The 17,546-nt window shown below is 71.9% G+C and carries 18 protein-coding genes and 1 pseudogene; 14 read left to right on the top strand and 5 right to left on the bottom strand.

The window, feature by feature from the left end; translation table 11 throughout:
* The first annotated feature begins 114 nt into the window (after positions 1 to 114).
* From zapE to ACZ3TS_RS32965, 8 genes are all read left to right on the top strand, one after another.
* A complete protein-coding gene (gene zapE / locus ACZ3TS_RS32930; protein ID WP_467625171.1) occupies positions 115 to 1,221 on the top strand; it encodes a cell division protein ZapE in 1,107 nt (368 codons plus the stop codon).
* A gap of 163 nt (positions 1,222 to 1,384) precedes the next feature.
* A complete protein-coding gene (locus tag ACZ3TS_RS32935) occupies positions 1,385 to 1,783 on the top strand; it encodes a hypothetical protein (RefSeq protein ID WP_467625174.1) in 399 nt (132 codons plus the stop codon).
* Between the two features lie 148 nt (positions 1,784 to 1,931).
* On the top strand, positions 1,932 to 2,513 hold the full coding sequence (locus tag ACZ3TS_RS32940) for a carbonic anhydrase (protein ID WP_467625176.1): 582 nt from the start codon (positions 1,932 to 1,934) through the stop codon (positions 2,511 to 2,513).
* Positions 2,514 to 2,520: 7 nt separating this feature from the next.
* Entirely contained in the window at positions 2,521 to 3,987 is a 1,467-nt protein-coding gene (locus tag ACZ3TS_RS32945; RefSeq protein ID WP_467625179.1) for a SulP family inorganic anion transporter, read from the top strand.
* Positions 3,988 to 4,120: 133 nt separating this feature from the next.
* Positions 4,121 to 5,158 carry a slipin family protein gene (locus ACZ3TS_RS32950; RefSeq protein WP_467625181.1) on the top strand — a complete coding sequence of 346 codons (1,038 nt, stop codon included), beginning with the start codon at positions 4,121 to 4,123 and terminating at the stop codon, positions 5,156 to 5,158.
* 203 nt (positions 5,159 to 5,361) lie between these two features.
* Positions 5,362 to 5,523, top strand: coding sequence for a hypothetical protein (locus ACZ3TS_RS32955; protein ID WP_467625184.1), 162 nt, complete (start codon positions 5,362 to 5,364; stop codon positions 5,521 to 5,523).
* A 58-nt stretch (positions 5,524 to 5,581) separates the two neighbouring features.
* Positions 5,582 to 6,442, top strand: coding sequence for a PPK2 family polyphosphate kinase (locus tag ACZ3TS_RS32960; RefSeq protein ID WP_467625186.1), 861 nt, complete (start codon positions 5,582 to 5,584; stop codon positions 6,440 to 6,442).
* 191 nt (positions 6,443 to 6,633) lie between these two features.
* Positions 6,634 to 6,810, top strand: a complete 177-nt coding sequence (locus ACZ3TS_RS32965; RefSeq protein WP_467625188.1) for a hypothetical protein — start codon at positions 6,634 to 6,636, stop codon at positions 6,808 to 6,810.
* A gap of 14 nt (positions 6,811 to 6,824) precedes the next feature.
* On the opposite strand, the pseudogene ACZ3TS_RS32970 reads toward ACZ3TS_RS32965, so the two are convergent.
* Positions 6,825 to 7,025 (bottom strand): annotated as a pseudogene (locus ACZ3TS_RS32970) (ABC transporter); the annotation flags it as partial.
* Between the two features lie 120 nt (positions 7,026 to 7,145).
* Here ACZ3TS_RS32970 and ACZ3TS_RS32975 point away from each other — a divergent pair.
* Positions 7,146 to 7,922: a peptidyl-tRNA hydrolase gene (locus ACZ3TS_RS32975; protein ID WP_467625190.1), complete on the top strand. Its 777-nt coding sequence runs from the start codon at positions 7,146 to 7,148 to the stop codon at positions 7,920 to 7,922.
* A gap of 90 nt (positions 7,923 to 8,012) precedes the next feature.
* Here the strand turns inward: ACZ3TS_RS32975 and ACZ3TS_RS32980 are convergent, their stop codons facing one another.
* Entirely contained in the window at positions 8,013 to 8,222 is a 210-nt protein-coding gene (locus tag ACZ3TS_RS32980) for a hypothetical protein (protein ID WP_467625192.1), read from the bottom strand.
* 155 nt (positions 8,223 to 8,377) lie between these two features.
* On the opposite strand from ACZ3TS_RS32980, the gene ACZ3TS_RS32985 reads away from it, so the two are divergent.
* Positions 8,378 to 8,671 (top strand): hypothetical protein, encoded by a 294-nt coding sequence (locus ACZ3TS_RS32985; protein WP_467625194.1) that lies wholly within the window; start codon positions 8,378 to 8,380, stop codon positions 8,669 to 8,671.
* A gap of 87 nt (positions 8,672 to 8,758) precedes the next feature.
* Here ACZ3TS_RS32985 and ACZ3TS_RS32990 read toward each other — a convergent pair whose 3' ends face one another.
* Positions 8,759 to 9,733 (bottom strand): glycoside hydrolase family 16 protein, encoded by a 975-nt coding sequence (locus tag ACZ3TS_RS32990; RefSeq protein WP_467625196.1) that lies wholly within the window; start codon positions 9,731 to 9,733, stop codon positions 8,759 to 8,761.
* Positions 9,734 to 10,252: 519 nt separating this feature from the next.
* Between ACZ3TS_RS32990 and ACZ3TS_RS32995 the strand changes: the two genes are divergently transcribed.
* Positions 10,253 to 11,725 (top strand): MbnB/TglH/ChrH family RiPP precursor modification enzyme, encoded by a 1,473-nt coding sequence (locus ACZ3TS_RS32995; protein ID WP_467625198.1) that lies wholly within the window; start codon positions 10,253 to 10,255, stop codon positions 11,723 to 11,725.
* A gap of 271 nt (positions 11,726 to 11,996) precedes the next feature.
* Positions 11,997 to 12,758 carry a DUF4142 domain-containing protein gene (locus tag ACZ3TS_RS33000; protein WP_467625200.1) on the top strand — a complete coding sequence of 254 codons (762 nt, stop codon included), beginning with the start codon at positions 11,997 to 11,999 and terminating at the stop codon, positions 12,756 to 12,758.
* 25 nt (positions 12,759 to 12,783) lie between these two features.
* Here the strand turns inward: ACZ3TS_RS33000 and hemQ are convergent, their stop codons facing one another.
* Together hemQ and hemG are read right to left on the bottom strand one after the other, a co-directional pair.
* Positions 12,784 to 13,515: a hydrogen peroxide-dependent heme synthase gene (hemQ, locus tag ACZ3TS_RS33005; RefSeq protein WP_467625202.1), complete on the bottom strand. Its 732-nt coding sequence runs from the start codon at positions 13,513 to 13,515 to the stop codon at positions 12,784 to 12,786.
* Positions 13,516 to 13,519: 4 nt separating this feature from the next.
* Positions 13,520 to 14,977 (bottom strand): protoporphyrinogen oxidase, encoded by a 1,458-nt coding sequence (gene hemG / locus ACZ3TS_RS33010; RefSeq protein WP_467625203.1) that lies wholly within the window; start codon positions 14,975 to 14,977, stop codon positions 13,520 to 13,522.
* A 158-nt stretch (positions 14,978 to 15,135) separates the two neighbouring features.
* Here hemG and ACZ3TS_RS33015 point away from each other — a divergent pair, with 158 nt between their 5' ends.
* Both ACZ3TS_RS33015 and ACZ3TS_RS33020 read left to right on the top strand, forming a co-directional pair.
* Positions 15,136 to 16,068, top strand: coding sequence for a DUF4349 domain-containing protein (locus ACZ3TS_RS33015; protein ID WP_467625205.1), 933 nt, complete (start codon positions 15,136 to 15,138; stop codon positions 16,066 to 16,068).
* Between the two features lie 27 nt (positions 16,069 to 16,095).
* Positions 16,096 to 17,496, top strand: a complete 1,401-nt coding sequence (locus ACZ3TS_RS33020) for an FAD-dependent oxidoreductase (protein ID WP_467625207.1) — start codon at positions 16,096 to 16,098, stop codon at positions 17,494 to 17,496.
* The last annotated feature ends 50 nt before the right edge of the window (positions 17,497 to 17,546 follow it).

Consider the following 17,546-nt stretch of genomic DNA (forward strand, 5'->3'; position numbering starts at 1 on the left):
GTCAGTTCTACCGGGGCTCCGCTTCTCACGTCCGGCGTCCTCCCAGATCAGACCCCACTTGCAACTACACCCAGACCCATAACTTCATGGCCTTGGCCTTTAGAGTGGTGAACCGTGTCGTCCTCCACCGCCGCCTCCGGGATCCAGCCGATAGCCGAAACGGCCCCGCTGTCCCTGACCTCCCGCGAGCCGCACGTCCCCGCGGACCGGCTCGTGGCCGAGATGGTGCCGCCGCCGCGCTTCGACTCGGTCCGCTTCGCGACGTACATCCCGGACCCGGACCAGCCCAGCCAGAGCGAGGCCGTGCGCGTCCTCGAAGGCTTCGCCGGGGGGCTCGGCGGTGCGCACGCCGTGTCCGCCAAGCGCTCGCTCTTCGGCTTCGGGAAGGCGAAGGCGAAGGCGTCCAAGACCCCCGCGGGCCCCCGTGGCGTCTACCTCGACGGCGGATACGGCGTCGGCAAGACCCACCTCCTCGCCTCGCTGTGGCACGCGACCCCGGCCGAGCCCGCGCTCAAGGCCTTCGGCACCTTCGTGGAGCTGACCAACCTGGTCGGCGCGCTCGGCTTCCAGCAGACGGTGCAGACGCTCTCCGGCCACCGTCTCCTGTGCATCGACGAGTTCGAGCTCGACGACCCGGGCGACACCGTCCTCATCTCCACCCTGCTCGGCAAGCTCGTCGACGCGGGCGTCGCGCTCGCCGCCACCTCCAACACGCTGCCGGGCAAGCTCGGCGAGGGCCGCTTCGCCGCGGCCGACTTCCTGCGCGAGATCCAGGGCCTGTCCGCCCGCTTCCGCACACTGCGCATCGACGGCGAGGACTACCGCCACCGCGGTCTGCCCGAGGCTCCGGCGCCCTACAGCGACGAACAGGTGACGAAGGCGGCCTACGCCACCGAGGGCGCCTCGCTCGACGACTTCCCGCACCTCCTGGAGCACCTCGCGCGCGTCCACCCCAGCCGGTACGGCGCGCTGACCGACGGAGTGCGGGCCGTGTGCCTGACCGACGTGCAGCCGGTACCGGACCAGTCGACGGCGCTGCGGCTCGTGGTGCTCGCGGACCGGCTCTACGACCGCGAAGTGCCGGTGCTCGCCTCCGGGCTGCCGTTCGACAAGCTGTTCAGCGAGGAGATGCTGAAGGGCGGCTACCGCAAGAAGTACTTCCGCGCGATCTCCCGCCTCACCGCGCTCGCCCGTGACGCAAAGGGGCTCGCGAAGGCGTAACAAGCCCAAACGGTTGTGCGCCATCGGCGTGTTCCAGCCATCCTCACCTCGGTTTTTGGGCTCTCCTTTACCTGAAACGCGAAGTTAACCCTGCAAACAACTCGGCCGGGATAACGTGTTCGTCGAGGCACTACGACGGACACACACAGCGGGGAGGGGGCGTATGGTACGAGGTGCGACGGTCCGGTTCGTGCTGACGATCCTCTCCGCCGTTTTGCTGGCCCTGCAACTCTTCGCCCCCACCGCGTCCTTCGCCTCCGCGCACCGGACCCATGTGACCGTCACCGGATCCCCGGAGGCGATCACGGGCAAACGCGCGGACGAGGCGGACGAGGTCGTCACCTGCGGCGACATCGAACATCCCGCGGGCCCCACCGGCCCGCTGCGCACCCGTGACCGTCACCGCGTAACCACCGACTCCGTTCCGGAGCCGCCCGCGCCCGCGCCGCTGAGGCACGACGTCACGGCCGCGCCGCCGCCGATCGTCCGCCCCGCCTCGCTGCGCATATCCAGACCGTCAACCGCTCACTCTCCCGCGGCACTTCAGGTGTTCCGCTGCTGAGCTGCTCCCTGGGTACGGACTGACCTGACCTCCCCTCACCCACGCCACGTTGGCCGAGCGCGTCGACGTGGGGTCATGTCGCCGTACCCGCATCTGCCACGTTCTCGTAGCCGACGCGCCATCCGAGGCGCGCCAGGAGGAACTGACAATGCAGCCCCTCATCGATCACGCCCGTGCGCACGGACAGCGTCCCGAGGAGTTCGCGCCACTGGCCGCCGGCCAGTCCCCGCAGGTCCTGTTCATCACCTGCTCCGACTCCCGGGTCGTACCCGCCCTGATCACCGGAGCCCGGCCCGGTGAGCTCTTCGAACTGCGCACCGCGGGCAACATCGTGCCCCCGTACGCCTCCGCGCACCCCACCAGCGAGGCGGCCACCATCGAATACGCCGTGGAGGTACTGGACGTGGGCGACGTCGTCGTCTGCGGCCACTCCCACTGCGGAGCCGTCGGCGCGCTGGTGCGCGGCGACGACCTGACCGCCGTACCGGCCGTGCGCGACTGGCTCGCGCATGCCGCACCCGAACCCCGGGCATCCGGCTCCGACGACCCGACGGTCGCCGAGGCCGTCCAGAACCACGTGCTCGCGCAGTTGCTGCGCCTGCGGTCCTATCCGTGCGTCGAGCAGCGCCTGACGCAGGGCCGGCTGCGTCTGCACGGCTGGTACTACGAGGTGCACACCGGAGCCGTACGCGAACACCGCACCGCCACCGACACGTTCGAGGCTCTGTGAGGGCGCGATGACCGGACTGAAAAGGTTTCCTCACCTCAAGCAGGACTTCGCCGCCTCCCTCGTCGTCTTCCTGGTCGCGCTGCCGTTGTGCGTGGGCGTGGCCGTCGCCTCCGGCGTGCCCGCCGAACTCGGCCTGGTCACCGGCATCGTGGGCGGTATCGTCACCGGGCTGATGCGCGGCAGCAGCCTGCAGGTCTCCGGACCGGCGGCCGGACTGACCGTGCTGGTCTTCGAAGCGGTGCGGGAGTTCGGCCTGCCGATACTCGGCGTGATCGTGCTCGCCACCGGGCTGCTCCAGTTCCTCATGGGCGCCCTGAAGCTGGGACGCTGGTTCCGGGCCATTTCGGTCGCCGTCGTCGAGGGCATGCTCGCGGGCATCGGACTCGTGCTGATAGCCGGACAGCTCTATGCGGTGGCCGGGGCCAAGGCCCCGGCCTCGGGCCTGGAGAAGATTGCGGGGCTGCCCCGGGCGCTTTTCGCCGCCGCCGCGAACACCCATACGCTCATCTCGCTGGCGCTCGGCGCGGGCACCGTCGCCGTCCTCGTGCTGTGGAAGCGGATGCCGCGCGCGGTGCGAGCGGTCCCCGGGCCGCTCGCCGCGGTCGGCCTCGCCACACTCGTCACCGTCGTCCTCGGCCTGCGGGTGGGCACGGTCGAGGTCCAGGGGCTGCTGGGCTCCATCCAGCCGCCGCCCCTGGACGCCTTCGGCGAGCTGGCGGGTCCCGGTGTGCTCGGCACGATCGCCGCGTTCACGCTGATCGCCTCGGCCGAGTCGCTGTTCAGCGCCGCCGCGGTGGACCGGCTGCACGACGGTCCTCGCACCCAGTACAACAGGGAGCTGATGGCGCAGGGCGCCGGCAACGCGGTCTGCGGGCTGCTCGGCGCGCTGCCGATGACGGCGGTGATCGTGCGCAGCGCGGCCAACGTCCAGGCGGGCGCCAGGACCAAGGCGTCCCGCGTGCTGCACGGTGTGTGGCTGCTGCTGTTCGCGGCGCTGCTGCCGTCCGTGCTGGCGTACATACCGATCCCGGCCCTCGCCGGCGTCCTGGTGTACTCCGGCGCCAAGCTCGTCCCCGTACGGCAGCTCGTGGCGCTGTGGCGCGACCACCGGGGCGAGGCGCTGATCCTCGTGGTCACCGCGGTGTCGATCGTGGCGATCAGCATGTTCGAGGGCGTGCTCATCGGCCTGGCGCTCGCCGTGGTGAAGACCGCGTGGGAGGCCTCGCACGTCCGGCTGGACGTCATCGACAAGGGCGCCGGCCCCGTCCAGGCCCATCTGTCGGGCAACGCGACGTTCCTGCGCCTGCCGAAGCTCCTCGACAGCCTGGAGGCGCTGCCCCAGGACCGCCCGGTCGAGCTGGACCTGTCCGGGCTGCACCACCTGGACCACGCCTGCCGTACGGCCCTTGAGAACTGGGCGGAGCGCCACAGCCTGGCCGGTACGGAGCCGGTGCGGATGACGTCCGGCCGCTGACGGCGCTCAGCCGCCCGGCTTCCGCCGCGCGAGGGCCTGCCGGTACCGCACCGGTGGGCCCTCGCTTCATGGGCTTCGGCGGAATTATGGTGGCAGGAGCAGACATACCGGGCCTCTCGACGAGGGGGTCGTCATGATCCAGGAGCTGGTGGGTGCCTTGGTGGCGGCGGGTGCCGTCGGACTGGTGGGCCTCGCCGCGGCGGCACGGGTCATCAAGCAGTACGAGCGTGGGGTGGTCTTCCGCTTCGGACGGCTCATCGGGAACCCCCGGCAGCCGGGCTTCACACTGATCGTTCCGATGGTCGACCGGCTGCACAAGGTCAACATGCAGATCGTGACGATGCCCGTTCCGGCGCAGGAGGGCATCACGCGGGACAACGTGACCGTGCGCGTGGACGCCGTCGTCTACTTCAAGGTGGTCGACGCGGCGAACGCTCTCGTCCAGGTGGAGGACTACCGGTTCGCGGTCTCCCAGATGGCTCAGACGTCACTGCGCTCGATCATCGGCAAGAGCGATCTGGACGATCTGCTCTCCAACCGGGAGAAGCTCAACCAGGGCCTCGAGCTGATGATCGACAGCCCGGCCATCGGCTGGGGCGTGCAGATCGACCGCGTCGAGATCAAGGACGTGTCCCTCCCGGACACGATGAAGCGGTCGATGGCCCGCCAGGCGGAGGCGGACCGCGAGCGCCGGGCGCGCATCATCAACGCGGACGCGGAGCTCCAGGCGTCGAAGAAGCTGGCGGAGGCCGCCGGGGTGATGTCCGAGCAGCCCGCCGCGCTGCAGCTGCGGCTGCTGCAGACCGTGGTGGCGGTCGCGGCGGAGAAGAACTCCACGCTCGTGCTGCCGTTCCCGGTGGAGCTGCTGCGGTTCCTGGAGCGGGCGGCACCGCACGAGGGAGCGCCGGGGCACGACGGGGCGACCTCGGCCACGCCCGCGCCACCGTCGGCCGGGGCCTCGACGACACCCGCGCCGAAGCCTCTGCAGGAGGCCGCGCCGGAGCCGCTGGAGGAGACGGCACCGAAGCCCTTGGACGAAGCCGAACCGACGCCTGTCGACCGCACCGCGCCGGCTCCCACACCCGAGGCCGAACCGACGCCCGCCCGCGAGGCCCGTGCCGACCTTTGGTCCGACCCCGCGCCCGAGGGCACGCCGTCAGCCTCCCCCTAGGACTTCCCGCCCCTCGCCCGCGACGGCCGACCCGCCGCGCGGCCCGAGGAGCGCCCGCGTGGCGGGCGCGGGAGCCGTCGTGCCGAGGAGCAGCGACGCGTGGGGCATCACCACGTCGCCCCAATGTTCCCGCCCATGGACCTGGGCGGCGAGCAGATGGTGAGGAGGGCACTCTGGGCGCGCGCGTCCGGGCAGCGCGCCTGGTGCCGTACCAAGCGGTGATCGGCCCCAAGGAGGCCGCGGGCGATCATGTGTCCCTGCGCCTGCGCGACGGCCGTCGCCTGGAATCGCAGCCCGCCGAGGAGGCACTGCGCCGTGTCGAAGGGCTCGTCGCCCGCCGGAGCACCGGTCTGTGGGACGGGTAGCGAGGTCCGGCCGCCTCGGCACACCATCGGGTAAGCCGACGCGGAGAGGAGGTGCGCGATGCCCCGGAGGCAGGACCGGTTCCCGCTCGGCGGCCTGCTCCGCGTCCCGGGTGGCCGGCCCGTCGACCTGTCCGCGTACGACGCCGCCGCGACCCCCGGCGGCGCGGGTGACAAGGCGGCCGCGCTCGCGGCCACCGCCCGGATGGGCAAGGACCTGGCCGGCCTGCAGGAACGCTTGTGGGCGGCGGCGACCGCCGGGGACCGCCGCCGGGTCCTGCTGGTCCTCCAGGGCATGGACACCAGCGGCAAGGGCGGCACGGTCAAGCATGTCATCGGCATGTTCAACCCGGCGGGCTGCCGCATCCACGCGTTCAAGGCGCCGACGCCCCAGGAGCGGCGGCACGACTTCCTCCGGCGCGTCGAGAAGGTCCTCCCGCACCCCGGCGAGATCGGCGTCTTCGACCGCTCCTACTACGAGGACGTGCTGATCGCCAAGGTCCATTCCCTGGCCCCTGACGACGAGATCGAGAGCCGCTACGACCGGATCAACGCCTTCGAGAAGTCCCTGACGGACGACGGCGTCACGATCGTCAAGTGCTTCCTGCACCTCTCGTACGACGAGCAGCGGCGCCGCCTCCTGAGACGCCTCGACAACCCGGACAAGCACTGGAAGTTCGACCCCGCCGACCTCGACGAGCGGGCCCTGTGGCCGGCCTACCGGCAGGCGTACGAGACCGCCCTGACCCGCTGCACCACGCCCGCCGCCCCCTGGTACCTGGTCCCCGCCGACCACAAGTGGTACCGCGACTGGGCCGTCGCCGGACTGCTCCTGGAACACCTGCGCAGGCTCGATCCCCAATACCCGAAGGCGGACTTCGAGGTGGAGAAGTGCCGTAAAGGTCTGCTGAAAGGCTCGTGACCGGACCGGACTGGACCGGACCGGATCCCGGGCTTCCGGTCCGGGCGGCACCGCGGTCCGGGCGGCACCGCGCTCACCACGGCACAGGTGTGCCGTCCCAGGCGGGGCTACCCGTTCGCCAAGGTCTCCGAGCTGATCGGGGCGTCCGGCGGTCGGCGGTAGGGGCCGGCACATGGACTTACGCTGGGGGCATGAGCGACTACTGCGACACGGAGACGGCGGCCCTGGCGCCCACGGCGGGCGGACCGCCGTTCGCCGAGTGCGTGCTGTGCCGGGAGCCGACGGAGTACCCGGAGTCGTACAAGGGGATCACGCTGTGCCCGGTCTGCGAGTGGCAGGAGGCGCAGCGCACGGCCTGCTCGGGGTGACGGACGGCCGCGCAGGGTGAGCGGCGGGCGGTGAGCGCGCACGCCATGGCGGCCGCGACCGCCGCGGGCAGCGCGGCGAGCACGAGCGGCAGCAGCGGGGTCGGCACCCGGGATGTCTGCGAACCGGTCACCAGCGCGGTGACCGCCGCCTGCGCCGGTGAACCGCTCACCACGAGCGCAAACAGGGCCGCGCGCATCAGCGCGGGGACGGCCCGCCAGCCGCGGAATGTGTACGCGAGCGGAGCGACCGGCGAGGGCCGTCGCCGGAGCCCGGGCGGTACGGCCGTCGTCCGCCCCCGGAATCTCCCGATCTTCCGCCTGGCACACTGGAGGTCGTGAGCAGCGACCAGACCACCACGGCGTCGGCGGACTCCCCGCACGACGGCCAGTCAGGCCAGGACAGCCCCTTCCGCTCCGAACGCACCGCGCGCGACGTGGCACCGCAGTTCGTGCTGCCGCTCGTCGTGCGCGTCGAGCGGTCCGCTCCGCCGGCGCGTACGGACGCGCTGGAGACGGCGGCGCGTGCCGTGCTCGTGATCCTGAGCGACGAGCGCTCGCTCGGCGAGGGCGAGTGGGCGCAGGCGATGCGGGACTGGCAGGACGCACGGATCCGCAAGGTGGTGCGGCGGGCGCGCGGCGCGGAGTGGCGGCGGGCCGAGGCGCTGCCGGGCATCACGCTCACGGGCAAGTCGGCGGAGGTGCGCGTCTTCCCGCCCGTTCCGCTGGACGGCTGGCCCAAGGACCTGGCACGGCTGCAGGTCTCCGGCACGGACTTCGACGACCTGGAGCCTCCGGCCGAGGCCGACCCGGCGGTCCCCGTGCTGTGGCTGAACCCGGAGCTGGAGATGTCCGCGGGCAAGGCCATGGCCCAAGTCGGCCACGGCGCCCAACTGGCCTGGTGGGACCTGCCGGACGAGGACCGCGCGTCCTGGCGCGACGAAGGCTTCCCACTCGCCGTCCGTACCGCGTCCCCCTCCCGCTGGCAGGAACTCACCACGTCCGGCCTGCCGTTGGTGCGGGACGCGGGCTTCACGGAGATTCCCCCCAGCGAAACAGTCGTATTCGAAGGCGGTCGGCAGTTCGCGCCACTACATCCTCGAAACTGTCTCTGACGCGTAAATAGAACCTGGTCAGCGGTGGTGTGGGCAGGTCTGGGTCCCGGCGGTCCGGGCGGATCGTCGGGTGAGGCCGGGACGGCGCTGTCAGGCTGCGGTGTCGATGGGGTTGAGGGTGACGCGGTAGCCGAGCTGGTTGAGCCGGTTGATGGCCTGGCGAGTGGCGCGTTCGGGGTCACGCCGGGTGAAGTAGTCGCCGCCGAGCTTAGCGGCCCACTCGCGGAGGACGCGGAGGATCTTCTCCTCGCGTTCGGCGAGGCGGTCACTCTTGTGGCGAACATGCTCAGATTCGAGCACGTGTTCGAGTTTTCGGCAGCGACCCCAGCCGGATGCAGCCAATGCCGTCCTCCATCTCGAACACGTCGGGGCAGTTGTTGCAGCCGGTCGACCCCCGCTCGGCGGGCGTCGATCCGATGCGGCACATGGTGCTCCTAGGTGACAGGATCGGTGCTATGGGCACCGAGACGGACTGGGTGTACCGGGTGTTCGAGCCGCACGGCTCGGCGGGATGGCGCCCCTACGGCAGGGACCCCGAACGGTGGCGGGGCGCGATCGCCGCCGATGATTCGAGCGAGGGCCCCCAATACGCCGCCGCCCTCGTCGTCGCCGACCTGATGACCGAGTGGGAGGTGCGCGGCCTCCCCCGGGCGAGGCACGTGCGCGTTCTCCTCTGGCGCGACGAGGAGGGCGACGAGGCGGACGCGGACATCATCGTGGAGGTCCGGCCGGACATCCACGCTGAGTGACCGGCGGGTGTCCGATTCGCCTTGTCCTGCCCGATCCGGGGATGAGGCTCCTCCAGCCATGCCGACGGTGCCACGTGCCCTTGTTCCTCAGCCTCGTCGGCTCTTGATCCGCTTCAACAGCGGCCATGATGATGACCCCGTGTAGGTGTACGCGGTGACCCAGGTGATGTCCATCTGTGCCCACGAACCCGGCGCCGCGTACGCCCCGTACAAGGCACTCTCGTTCTGGAGGACCCAGCTCAGCGGCCGTGCGGCGACGCCGCGGCCGTCGCTGAGGTGAAGGTGACCGTCCAGGTAGTAGCGGGCGAGACCGGGCGTCCATTCCAGGCTGACCGTGTGCCACTCGGTGAAGGGCTTACCGGTGTCGGCGTAGCCCTGGTCGCGCCCGTCGCACGGGTGGTGGAAGAAGTGGACGGTGTCGACCCACGACTGCTCGTACATGTCCATCTCACAGCCGCCGCCGTACAACAGCCAGGCGCTCTTGTAGCCGGGTGCGGCCTTCACGACCCGCACCCGGGCGCTGTACTTCCCGTACGTCTGCTCCATGACCTTGCGCGGTACGACCGCCGCGACGTGGAGGTCGCCGCCCGAGATCGGCCGGTACACACGGATGTGCATGCGGCCGTCGCCGCCTGCGGCGGGCCCGACCCACACCGTGTCGTCGGCGCGGTACTCGCCCCCGAGCACGCGGTCGTTGCCGTTGGAGTGGTTGCGCGGGTCGGCGGTGTCGTACCAGCCACGGGGGTAGGCCCACCAGTCCGCGCGGTAGGAGCCCTTGAGGCCTCCGCAGTAGGCGCTTCGGGTGTCGGCGTCGTGGTCGCAGTCGCTGAAGGAGCCGAGCGGCACCGCATCACCGTCGAAGTCCTCGGCGAAGACCTGGTGGAAGGGGCCGCAGTCGCCAAGCGGCATCACCTCGGCGGTGGTGTGGCAGGCGTCCTCCGACGGAGTGAGGGCGTCCGCCTGCGGCACGGTGAAGGCGACCTCCAGGGCGGCCAGGGCGGCCAACGCAAGCGCGACGACACCGCGCAGGCGGTGCCGGCGAGCGTGACCGTGTCGGCGCATCTGCTGCTCCTCGAACGTGATGGATGGGCTCCCAGAAGGTCTTCCTGGATGTCACGCCCGCGGGTTCCGCCGTTGGGGTCGAACTGCGCGAGGTCGCCGCACGCCCCGGCTACGCCGTCCGCACGTCCGCAGTGCGCACACCGGGAGGTCGCCATGGCCGGGGCCCGGATCGACGGAAGAGTCGAGCGGGGGAACGGGACCCGGCAGCTGGTCCTGCGGCGGACGTGGCCACCGCGCTCGGAGTGGCGCTGGAGCTGCCCGCCGACGTGCTGAGGCCGCGCTCGGCGTCGCCCTGCTCGTGGCGACCGACCCGGTGGGCGCGGACCACAGCCGGACCGACATCCGACGGAACCTCAAATGTTGCTCTGAACGTCCCCGGGGAGGGGTTCGGCTCCGGGGGCCGGGGCCATGACTCCGTCACACCGGCGGCGGTGCGTCGACGGGGACGGACGGGCACGGGCGGTGGGGCCCTGGACCGCGCGACGGCGGCCCGGTGGATCGGTGGTGGAGGAGGGGGCCATGAAGCGACTGGGAACGGGCATCGGGTGGCGGCCGGAGATCGCCGACGCCGTGGAGCGCATGCCGGGTATCGACTGGGTCGAGGCCGTGGCCGAGAACGTCTGCCCCGGGCATCTCCCGGAGTCGCTGCTGCGCCTGCGTGAGCGCGGCGTCACCGTCGTGCCGCACGGCGTCTCCCTCGGCCTCGGCGGCGCGGACCGCCCCGACGAGGCCCGGCTGACCGACCTCGCCGCGTGCGCTCAGGCCCTGGGCTCGCCGCTGGTCACCGAGCACATCGCGTTCGTACGGGCGGGCGGCCCGCTGACCGCCTCTCCCCTGCTGGAGGCAGGCCACCTGCTCCCGGTCCCGCGCACCCGCGACGCGCTGGACGTCCTGTGCGAGAACATCCGCATCACGCAGGACGCCCTGCCGGTGCCGCTCGCGGTGGAGAACATCGCGGCGCTGATCTCCTGGCCGGGCGAGGAGATGACCGAGGGGCAGTTTCTCTACGACCTGGTGGACCGCACCGGCGTACGCCTGCTGATCGACGTCGCGAACCTCCACACCAACCACGTGAACCGGGACGAGGACCCGGCCAGGGCGCTGGACGAACTGCCCGTCGAGGCCATCGCCTACGTCCATGTCGCGGGCGGCTTCGAACGCGACGGCGTCTGGCACGACAGCCACGCCCACCCGGTCCCGCAGCCGGTCCTGGACATCCTGGCCGACCTCGCCTCCCGCGCCACCCCGCCCGGCGTCCTGTTGGAGCGCGACGAGAACTTCCCCGAACCGGCCGAGCTGGAGCGGGAGTTGGCCGTCGTTCGGGAGACGGTGGAGAAGGCGGGGATGGAAGCCGGGGATCGGCCCGGGTCCATGGGAACGCCGACCGCCCAACGCTCAGCGGCACGACGACCTGCGGCTTCGTCGGCACAGGACCCGACAGACCGACCCGCTGCCTCGTCGGCGACGGGTACGGCCGGGCACGCTGCGGCCTCACCCACGGCGGAGCTGGAGGAACAGCCCGCCGCGGCGCCGACGGCTGACCCGGCGAGGCACGGCTTCGCAGGCGGCGGCACCGGTCCGGCTCGTCAGCGGCTCGCGCTCGTGCAGGCCGCGCTGCTCTCCTGTCTGGTCGCCGGCACGCCCGTACCGGAGGGGTTCGACCGGGTGCGGGTCGGGGTGCAGGCGCGCGCCCTCGCCGCCAAACGGTCCGGCGTCGTGTCGAAGGTCGCGCCCGAGTTGGGCGAGATCCTCGGGGAGGAGTACCGGGCCGCCTTCCTCGGCTATGCCCACGGTCATCCGATGACCGCCGGCTACCGGCGCGACGCCCTCGACTTCGCCGAGCACCTGCTGCTGGCCGGACGCCCCGAGAACGCCGAGACGCGACGCCGGCTGCGCGAGTGGTGGCTGGAGCGCTCGGGCCCCACACCGCCGTCCCGGCACCCCGCGGCCCGGCTGGCCAGAGCCACGCGCCGGGTCCTGCTGCGGCACTGAGCGGAGCGCGCCTCGTATCACTCCCAGGCACGCTCCGAAGGTGCCTTCACGGAATGTGCCGCGGTTAACACAGCGCTCGTACAGCGTGCTCCAAGCGGTCGATTCACCCCAGCTGGCCGCGGAATGCCCACCCCCACGCATGCTGTATTCGGTATGTGATGCCCGCTATCCAACTGTTTCTCCGGGTAGGACAGTTGGCATATACGACGCAGTAATATGCCAACCTGCACCCGAAGCGCACTGACGTGCGGTGCCGCAAGCAGGAGGCACCTTGCGATCCAGACCCGTCCGAGGCCGCGGAATCCTCAGCGGCACCGGGATCCTCATCACCTTGCTCGCGGGAACCCTCGCCGCACTGGTCTTCCCGGTCTGGTCCTACGCGGACCGCTCCGGCACCGGCCTGGACACCATGAACGCCCAGACCGTGTCGACGCGCTACGGCCCGCTGTCCGCGCTGGACCGTGACTTCGTCACCAGGGTCCGGCTCGCCGGGCTGTGGGAACTGCCGGCGGGGCAGCAGGCCGAGCAGAAGGGCACCACCCTGGCGGTGCGCACCGCGGGGCAGCACCTGATCGAGGGCCATACCTTCCTGGACGCCCGCGTCCGTGACGTCGCCGCGCGCCTCGGTCTCGCCCTGCCCAACCAGCCGAACGCGCAGCAGCGCCAGTGGCTCGCAACCCTGGACGCGGCCCAGGGCGAGGAGTACGACCGCGACTTCGCCAACCTCCTGCGCCAAGCCCACGGCAAGGTCTTCACCCTCGTCGCCCAGGTCCGCGCCACCACCCGCAACTCGCTCGTGCGCGCCCTCGCCGACGACGCGAACACCACGGTCCTCGACCCCATCAAGGTCCTGGAGGCCACCGGCTACGTCGACTTCGACGCGCTGGCCCGGGACGCGGCCACCGCCGGTCCGCCCCCGCTCACCGACTCCCCCGCCCCGCCGGGCCCCACCGACGACCCCGGCACACCGGTCCCGGTGACGCCGTCGGCGACGTACACGCTGCCGCCTGCGACGTCCAGTCCCCCTCCGTGACGGGCGCCCCTGGCACCCGGCGCGGTCAGGCGAGGCCTGCGACCAGCTCCGCGACCGACTTGCGGCGGCCGGTGAAGAACGGCACCTCCTCGCGCACGTGCATCCGCGCCTCCGAGGCGCGCAGGTGGCGCATGAGATCGACGATGCGGTACAGCTCGTCGGCCTCGAAGGCCAGGATCCACTCGTAGTCGCCGAGCGAGAACGAGGCGACCGTGTTGGCGCGGACGTCCGGGTAGCCGCGGGCCATCTTGCCGTGGTCCGCGAGCATACGGCGACGGTCCTCGTCGGGCAGCAGGTACCAGTCGTAGGAGCGAACGAACGGGTAGACGCTGACATAGTCGCGGGGCGTCTCGTCGGCGAGGAACGCCGGGATGTGCGAGCGGTTGAACTCGGCCGGACGGTGCAGGGCCATGTTCGACCAGACCGGCTCCAGGGCGCGGCCCAGCCTGGTGCGGCGGAAGAGGTTGTACGCCTCCTGCAGCTGGTCGCTGGTCTCGGCGTGCCACCAGATCATGAGGTCGGCGTCGGCGCGCAGGCCCGACAGGTCGTACGTACCGCGGATGGTCACGTCCTTCGCGGCGAGCTGGTCGAACAGCTCCTGGACCTCGTCGGCGTAGTCGGCGCGGTCCCCGGGCAACACGTCCTTCAGCCTGAAGACCGACCACAGGGTGTAGCGGATGACCTCGTTGAGGTCCTTGGCCAGCTTGCCCTTGTTCGGGATCCTGCCGGACTCGGTGGTGGGGGCGTCGTCACTCATGTGCCTATTCTCCCGCTCCGCCGTGCACGCTCTGCACCGGGTTGGCAGTGAGCTCCTGCACACCCCGCAGGTCGCCGCCGAGCTGGTCCACCGCGGCGTACGCGCTCGCGATGCACGCCGGGATGCCGACGCCGTCGTACGCCGCGCCGCACACGGCGAGGCCCGGGAGCTTCGCGACATGCTCCCGGATGCGGGCCACACGCGCGTGATGGCCGACGGGGTACTGGGGCAGGCCGTCGGTCCAGCGGGTGACCCGGGTCTCCACCGGCGAGGCGGCCAGGCCGGTCGCCTCGCGCAGGTCGCGCCGCGAGATCGCCACGAGGTCGGCGTCCTCGCGCTCAAGGACCTCGGTCTCGCCGTACCGGCCGACGGAGGTCCTCAGCACCACCACGTCCGGGTCCTCGTCCGCGATCCAGCCCCACTTCTGGGAGGCGAAGGTCGACGCCTTGATCGTGCGCCCGTCGACCGGCGGCACCAGGAAGCCGCTGCCCTCGGGAAGGGCGGTGTCGGCGCGGCGGTAGGCGAGGGTGACGAGTGCCATGGAGGCGTACTCGACGGTGCCCAGTTCGGCGGCGGCATTGGGGGACGCGGTGCGCAGCAGGCGGGCGGCTTCCCGGGCAGGGGCGGCGACGACCACCGCGTCCGCCTCCAGGACGTGGTCCCCGACGAGGACCTCCCATCCCCCGGGGGTTCGGTTCAGTCCGTCCGCCGTGGTCTTCATGAGGATCTCGCCACCCCGCGCCCGCACCGACCCGGCGACAGCGAGCGGGAGTCGGCCGACGCCGCCCTCGATGCCCATGAACACCGGCCCCGTCTGGGGGGCCGCGGCCGCCTTCGTCTGGATCTCGCGGACCGCCTCCGTCAGCGAAGCGTGGGCCCTGGCGGCCTGGAAGAGCTGCGGGACGGCCGAGCGCATCGAGATGCGGTACGCGTCACCCGCGTACACCCCGCCGAGCAGCGGTTCCACCAGGCGATCGACGACCTCGCGGCCAAGGCGCGCCGCCACGTACTCCCCCACCGCCACGTCGTCGCCGATCTCCGTGGGCGGCAGCTCCGTGTCGCGCTCGATGCGGCGCAGGCCCTCGTCGGACAGGACCCCGGACAGCGCGGACGCGGCGGAGGGGACTCCCATGACGTGCCCCTTCGGCATCGGGCGCAGGGCACCGCGGGTCCAGATCGAGGCGGTCGCCGTGGCCGGCGGCTGGAGGCGGTCCGTGAGGCCCGCCTCGCAGGCGAGCGCCACCGCCTCGGGCCGCCGCGCCAGCATCGACTCGGCACCGAGGTCGACCCGCACGCCCGAGATCTCGCCGGGCAGCAGCTTGCCGCCGACCCGGTCCGACGCCTCCAGAACCGTCACGCAAGCGCCTCGGTCCTGCAAACGGTGGGCGGCGGCCAGCCCCGCGATCCCGCCTCCGATGACGACGACGTGCCCCATGCCCGTGCGGGTCTCCATTGCGCTCATGCCCCCAGCCTCTCAAACCCCACCGGCACCTCCGCAGGGGCCGGGTGTCCCTGCCGAGTCCCGACCGTGACCGCATCGGAACCGGATTCGGCCAACGTCCGGCCCGGCCCCGGCGTCGAAGAAGCGTCTGTCACGACGACCCTCGGGGGTAAGACCACATGCGCATTCCACGCTCCGTACGGCCGGTCCGGCTGCTGGCCGCGACCCTGTTCGCCGCCTCCCTCGCGCTCGCGGGCTGCGGCGCCGGCGCCGGCGCCACGAGCAGCGCCAGTGACAGCGGGGCCAAGGCCGCCGCGCCCGGCGCCGAGCGGCAGGGCGCCGCCGACAGCGCCACGGGCAGCGACGCGAAGAGCGGCCGCAGCGCCACGCCTGACCTCACCGCGAGCGACATCATCCGTACGGCGTCCCTCACCGTGCAGGTGAAGGACGTGCCCAAGGCACTCGACGAGGCGCGGACGACCGCTGAGAACGCGGGCGGGTTCGTCGGCAACGAGACCACCAGCCGCGACGCCGCGGGCCACGAACGCACCCGGCTCGTCCTGCGCGTGCCCACCGAGAAGTACGACGAGGTGCTCGCCTCGCTGCAGGGCGCGGGCAAGCTCCTCGACCGGACGGCCAAGGCCGAGGACGTCACGGACCAGGTCGTGGACGTCGAAAGCCGCATCAAGTCGCAGCGCGCCAGCGTGGCGCGGGTGCGCGAGTTGATGGACAAGGCGACCAAGCTCAGTGATGTGGTCACCCTGGAAGGGGAGTTGAGTACACGCGAGGCCGACCTCGAGGCACTGCTCGCCCGGCAGGCGTCCCTCAAGGACCGCACCAGCCTGGCCACCATCACTCTCTCGCTGTCCGAGACGCCGGTGAAGAAGGCGGCCAAGGACGACCGGCCGGGGTTCGTGGACGCGCTGGCGGGCGGCTGGGACGTCTTCGTCACGCTGCTGCGGTGGATCGCCCTGGCGATCGGTGCGGCCCTGCCCTTCGCGGTGTTCGCGGCGCTGCCGGTACTGGTGTGGGCGCGGGTGGTGCGTCCCCGGCTCCCACGCCGTCCGGCGCCCGCCGCGACCCCGCAGGAGCGACCGGGCGGACAGGGCTGAAATTCCCTGGCCCCGTAGCGTGTTCGTATGAACATGAGCCGTACGAGCCGTTCGACAGAGCGCCTGGTCGTGATCGGCGGCGACGCGGCGGGCATGTCCGCCGCGTCGCAGGCGCGCCGCCTCAGGGGTCCCGACGAACTGGAGATCGTGGCGTTCGAGCGCGGCCACTTCTCCTCGTTCTCGGCGTGCGGCATCCCGTACTGGGTGGGCGGCGAGGTCGCCACGCGGGACGAGCTGATCGCCCGTACGCCGCAGGAGCACCGCGAACGCGGCATCGACCTGCGGATGCGCACGGAGGTCACGGAGATCGACGTCGCCGGCGGACGCGTCCGCACCCGGCACGTCGACTCCGGGGCGGAGGCGTGGACGTCGTACGACAGGCTCGTCATCGCGACCGGTGCCCGCCCGATCCGTCCCGACCTGCCCGGTGTCGACGCGCCCGGGGTGCACGGCGTGCAGACCCTGGACGACGGCCAGGCGCTCCTGGACACGCTGGCCGCCACGACGGGCCGCCGCGCGGTGGTCGTCGGCGCCGGGTACATCGGCGTGGAGATGGCCGAGGCGCTGATCAACCGCGGCTACGAGGTCACCGTCGTCAACCGCGGCAGGGAGCCCATGGCCACGCTCGACCCGGACATGGGCCGGCTCGTGCACCGGGCGATGGAGGGCCTCGGCATCACCATGGTGAACGACGCCGAGGTCACCAAGATCCTCACCGGCGACGACGGCAGGGTCCGGGCGGTGGCCACGGAGGCCGCGGAGTTCCCGGCGGACGTGGTGATCCTCGGCATCGGCGTGCGCCCCCAGACGGCGCTCGCGAGGGCCGCCGGACTGCCGCTGGGTGATCACGGCGGGCTGCTCACGGACCTCGCGATGCGGGTGCGTGGTCACGAGAACATCTGGGCGGGCGGCGACTGTGTGGAGGTCCTCGACCTGGTCTCCGGACGGGAGCGGCACATCGCGCTGGGCACGCACGCCAACAAGCACGGGCAGATCATCGGGACGAACGTGGGCGGCGGCTACGCCACGTTCCCGGGCGTCGTGGGCACGGCCGTGAGCAAGGTCTGCGATCTGGAGATCGCCCGCACCGGCCTGCGCGAGAAGGACGCGCGGCGAGCCGGGCTCCAGTTCGTCACGGTCACCATCGAGTCGACCAGCCGCGCGGGCTACTACCCGAACGCCGCGCCCATGACGGTGAAGATGCTCGCCGAACGCCGCACCGGCCGACTGCTCGGCGTCCAGATCGTCGGCCGGGAGGGCGCGGCGAAGCGGGTCGACATCGCGGCGGTCGCACTCACCGCACGTATGACGGTCGAGGACATGACGGCCCTCGACCTGGGCTACGCACCGCCCTTCTCACCGGTGTGGGACCCGGTCCTGGTGGCGGCCCGCAAGGCGGCCACGGCGGTACGAACAGGGCCCCGATAGGGGCGCGGGGAACCGCGCCAAAAACCACGGGTAACAGGCAGCCGACCGAC

This window comes from Streptomyces sp. NPDC022910 (assembly GCF_055561075.1).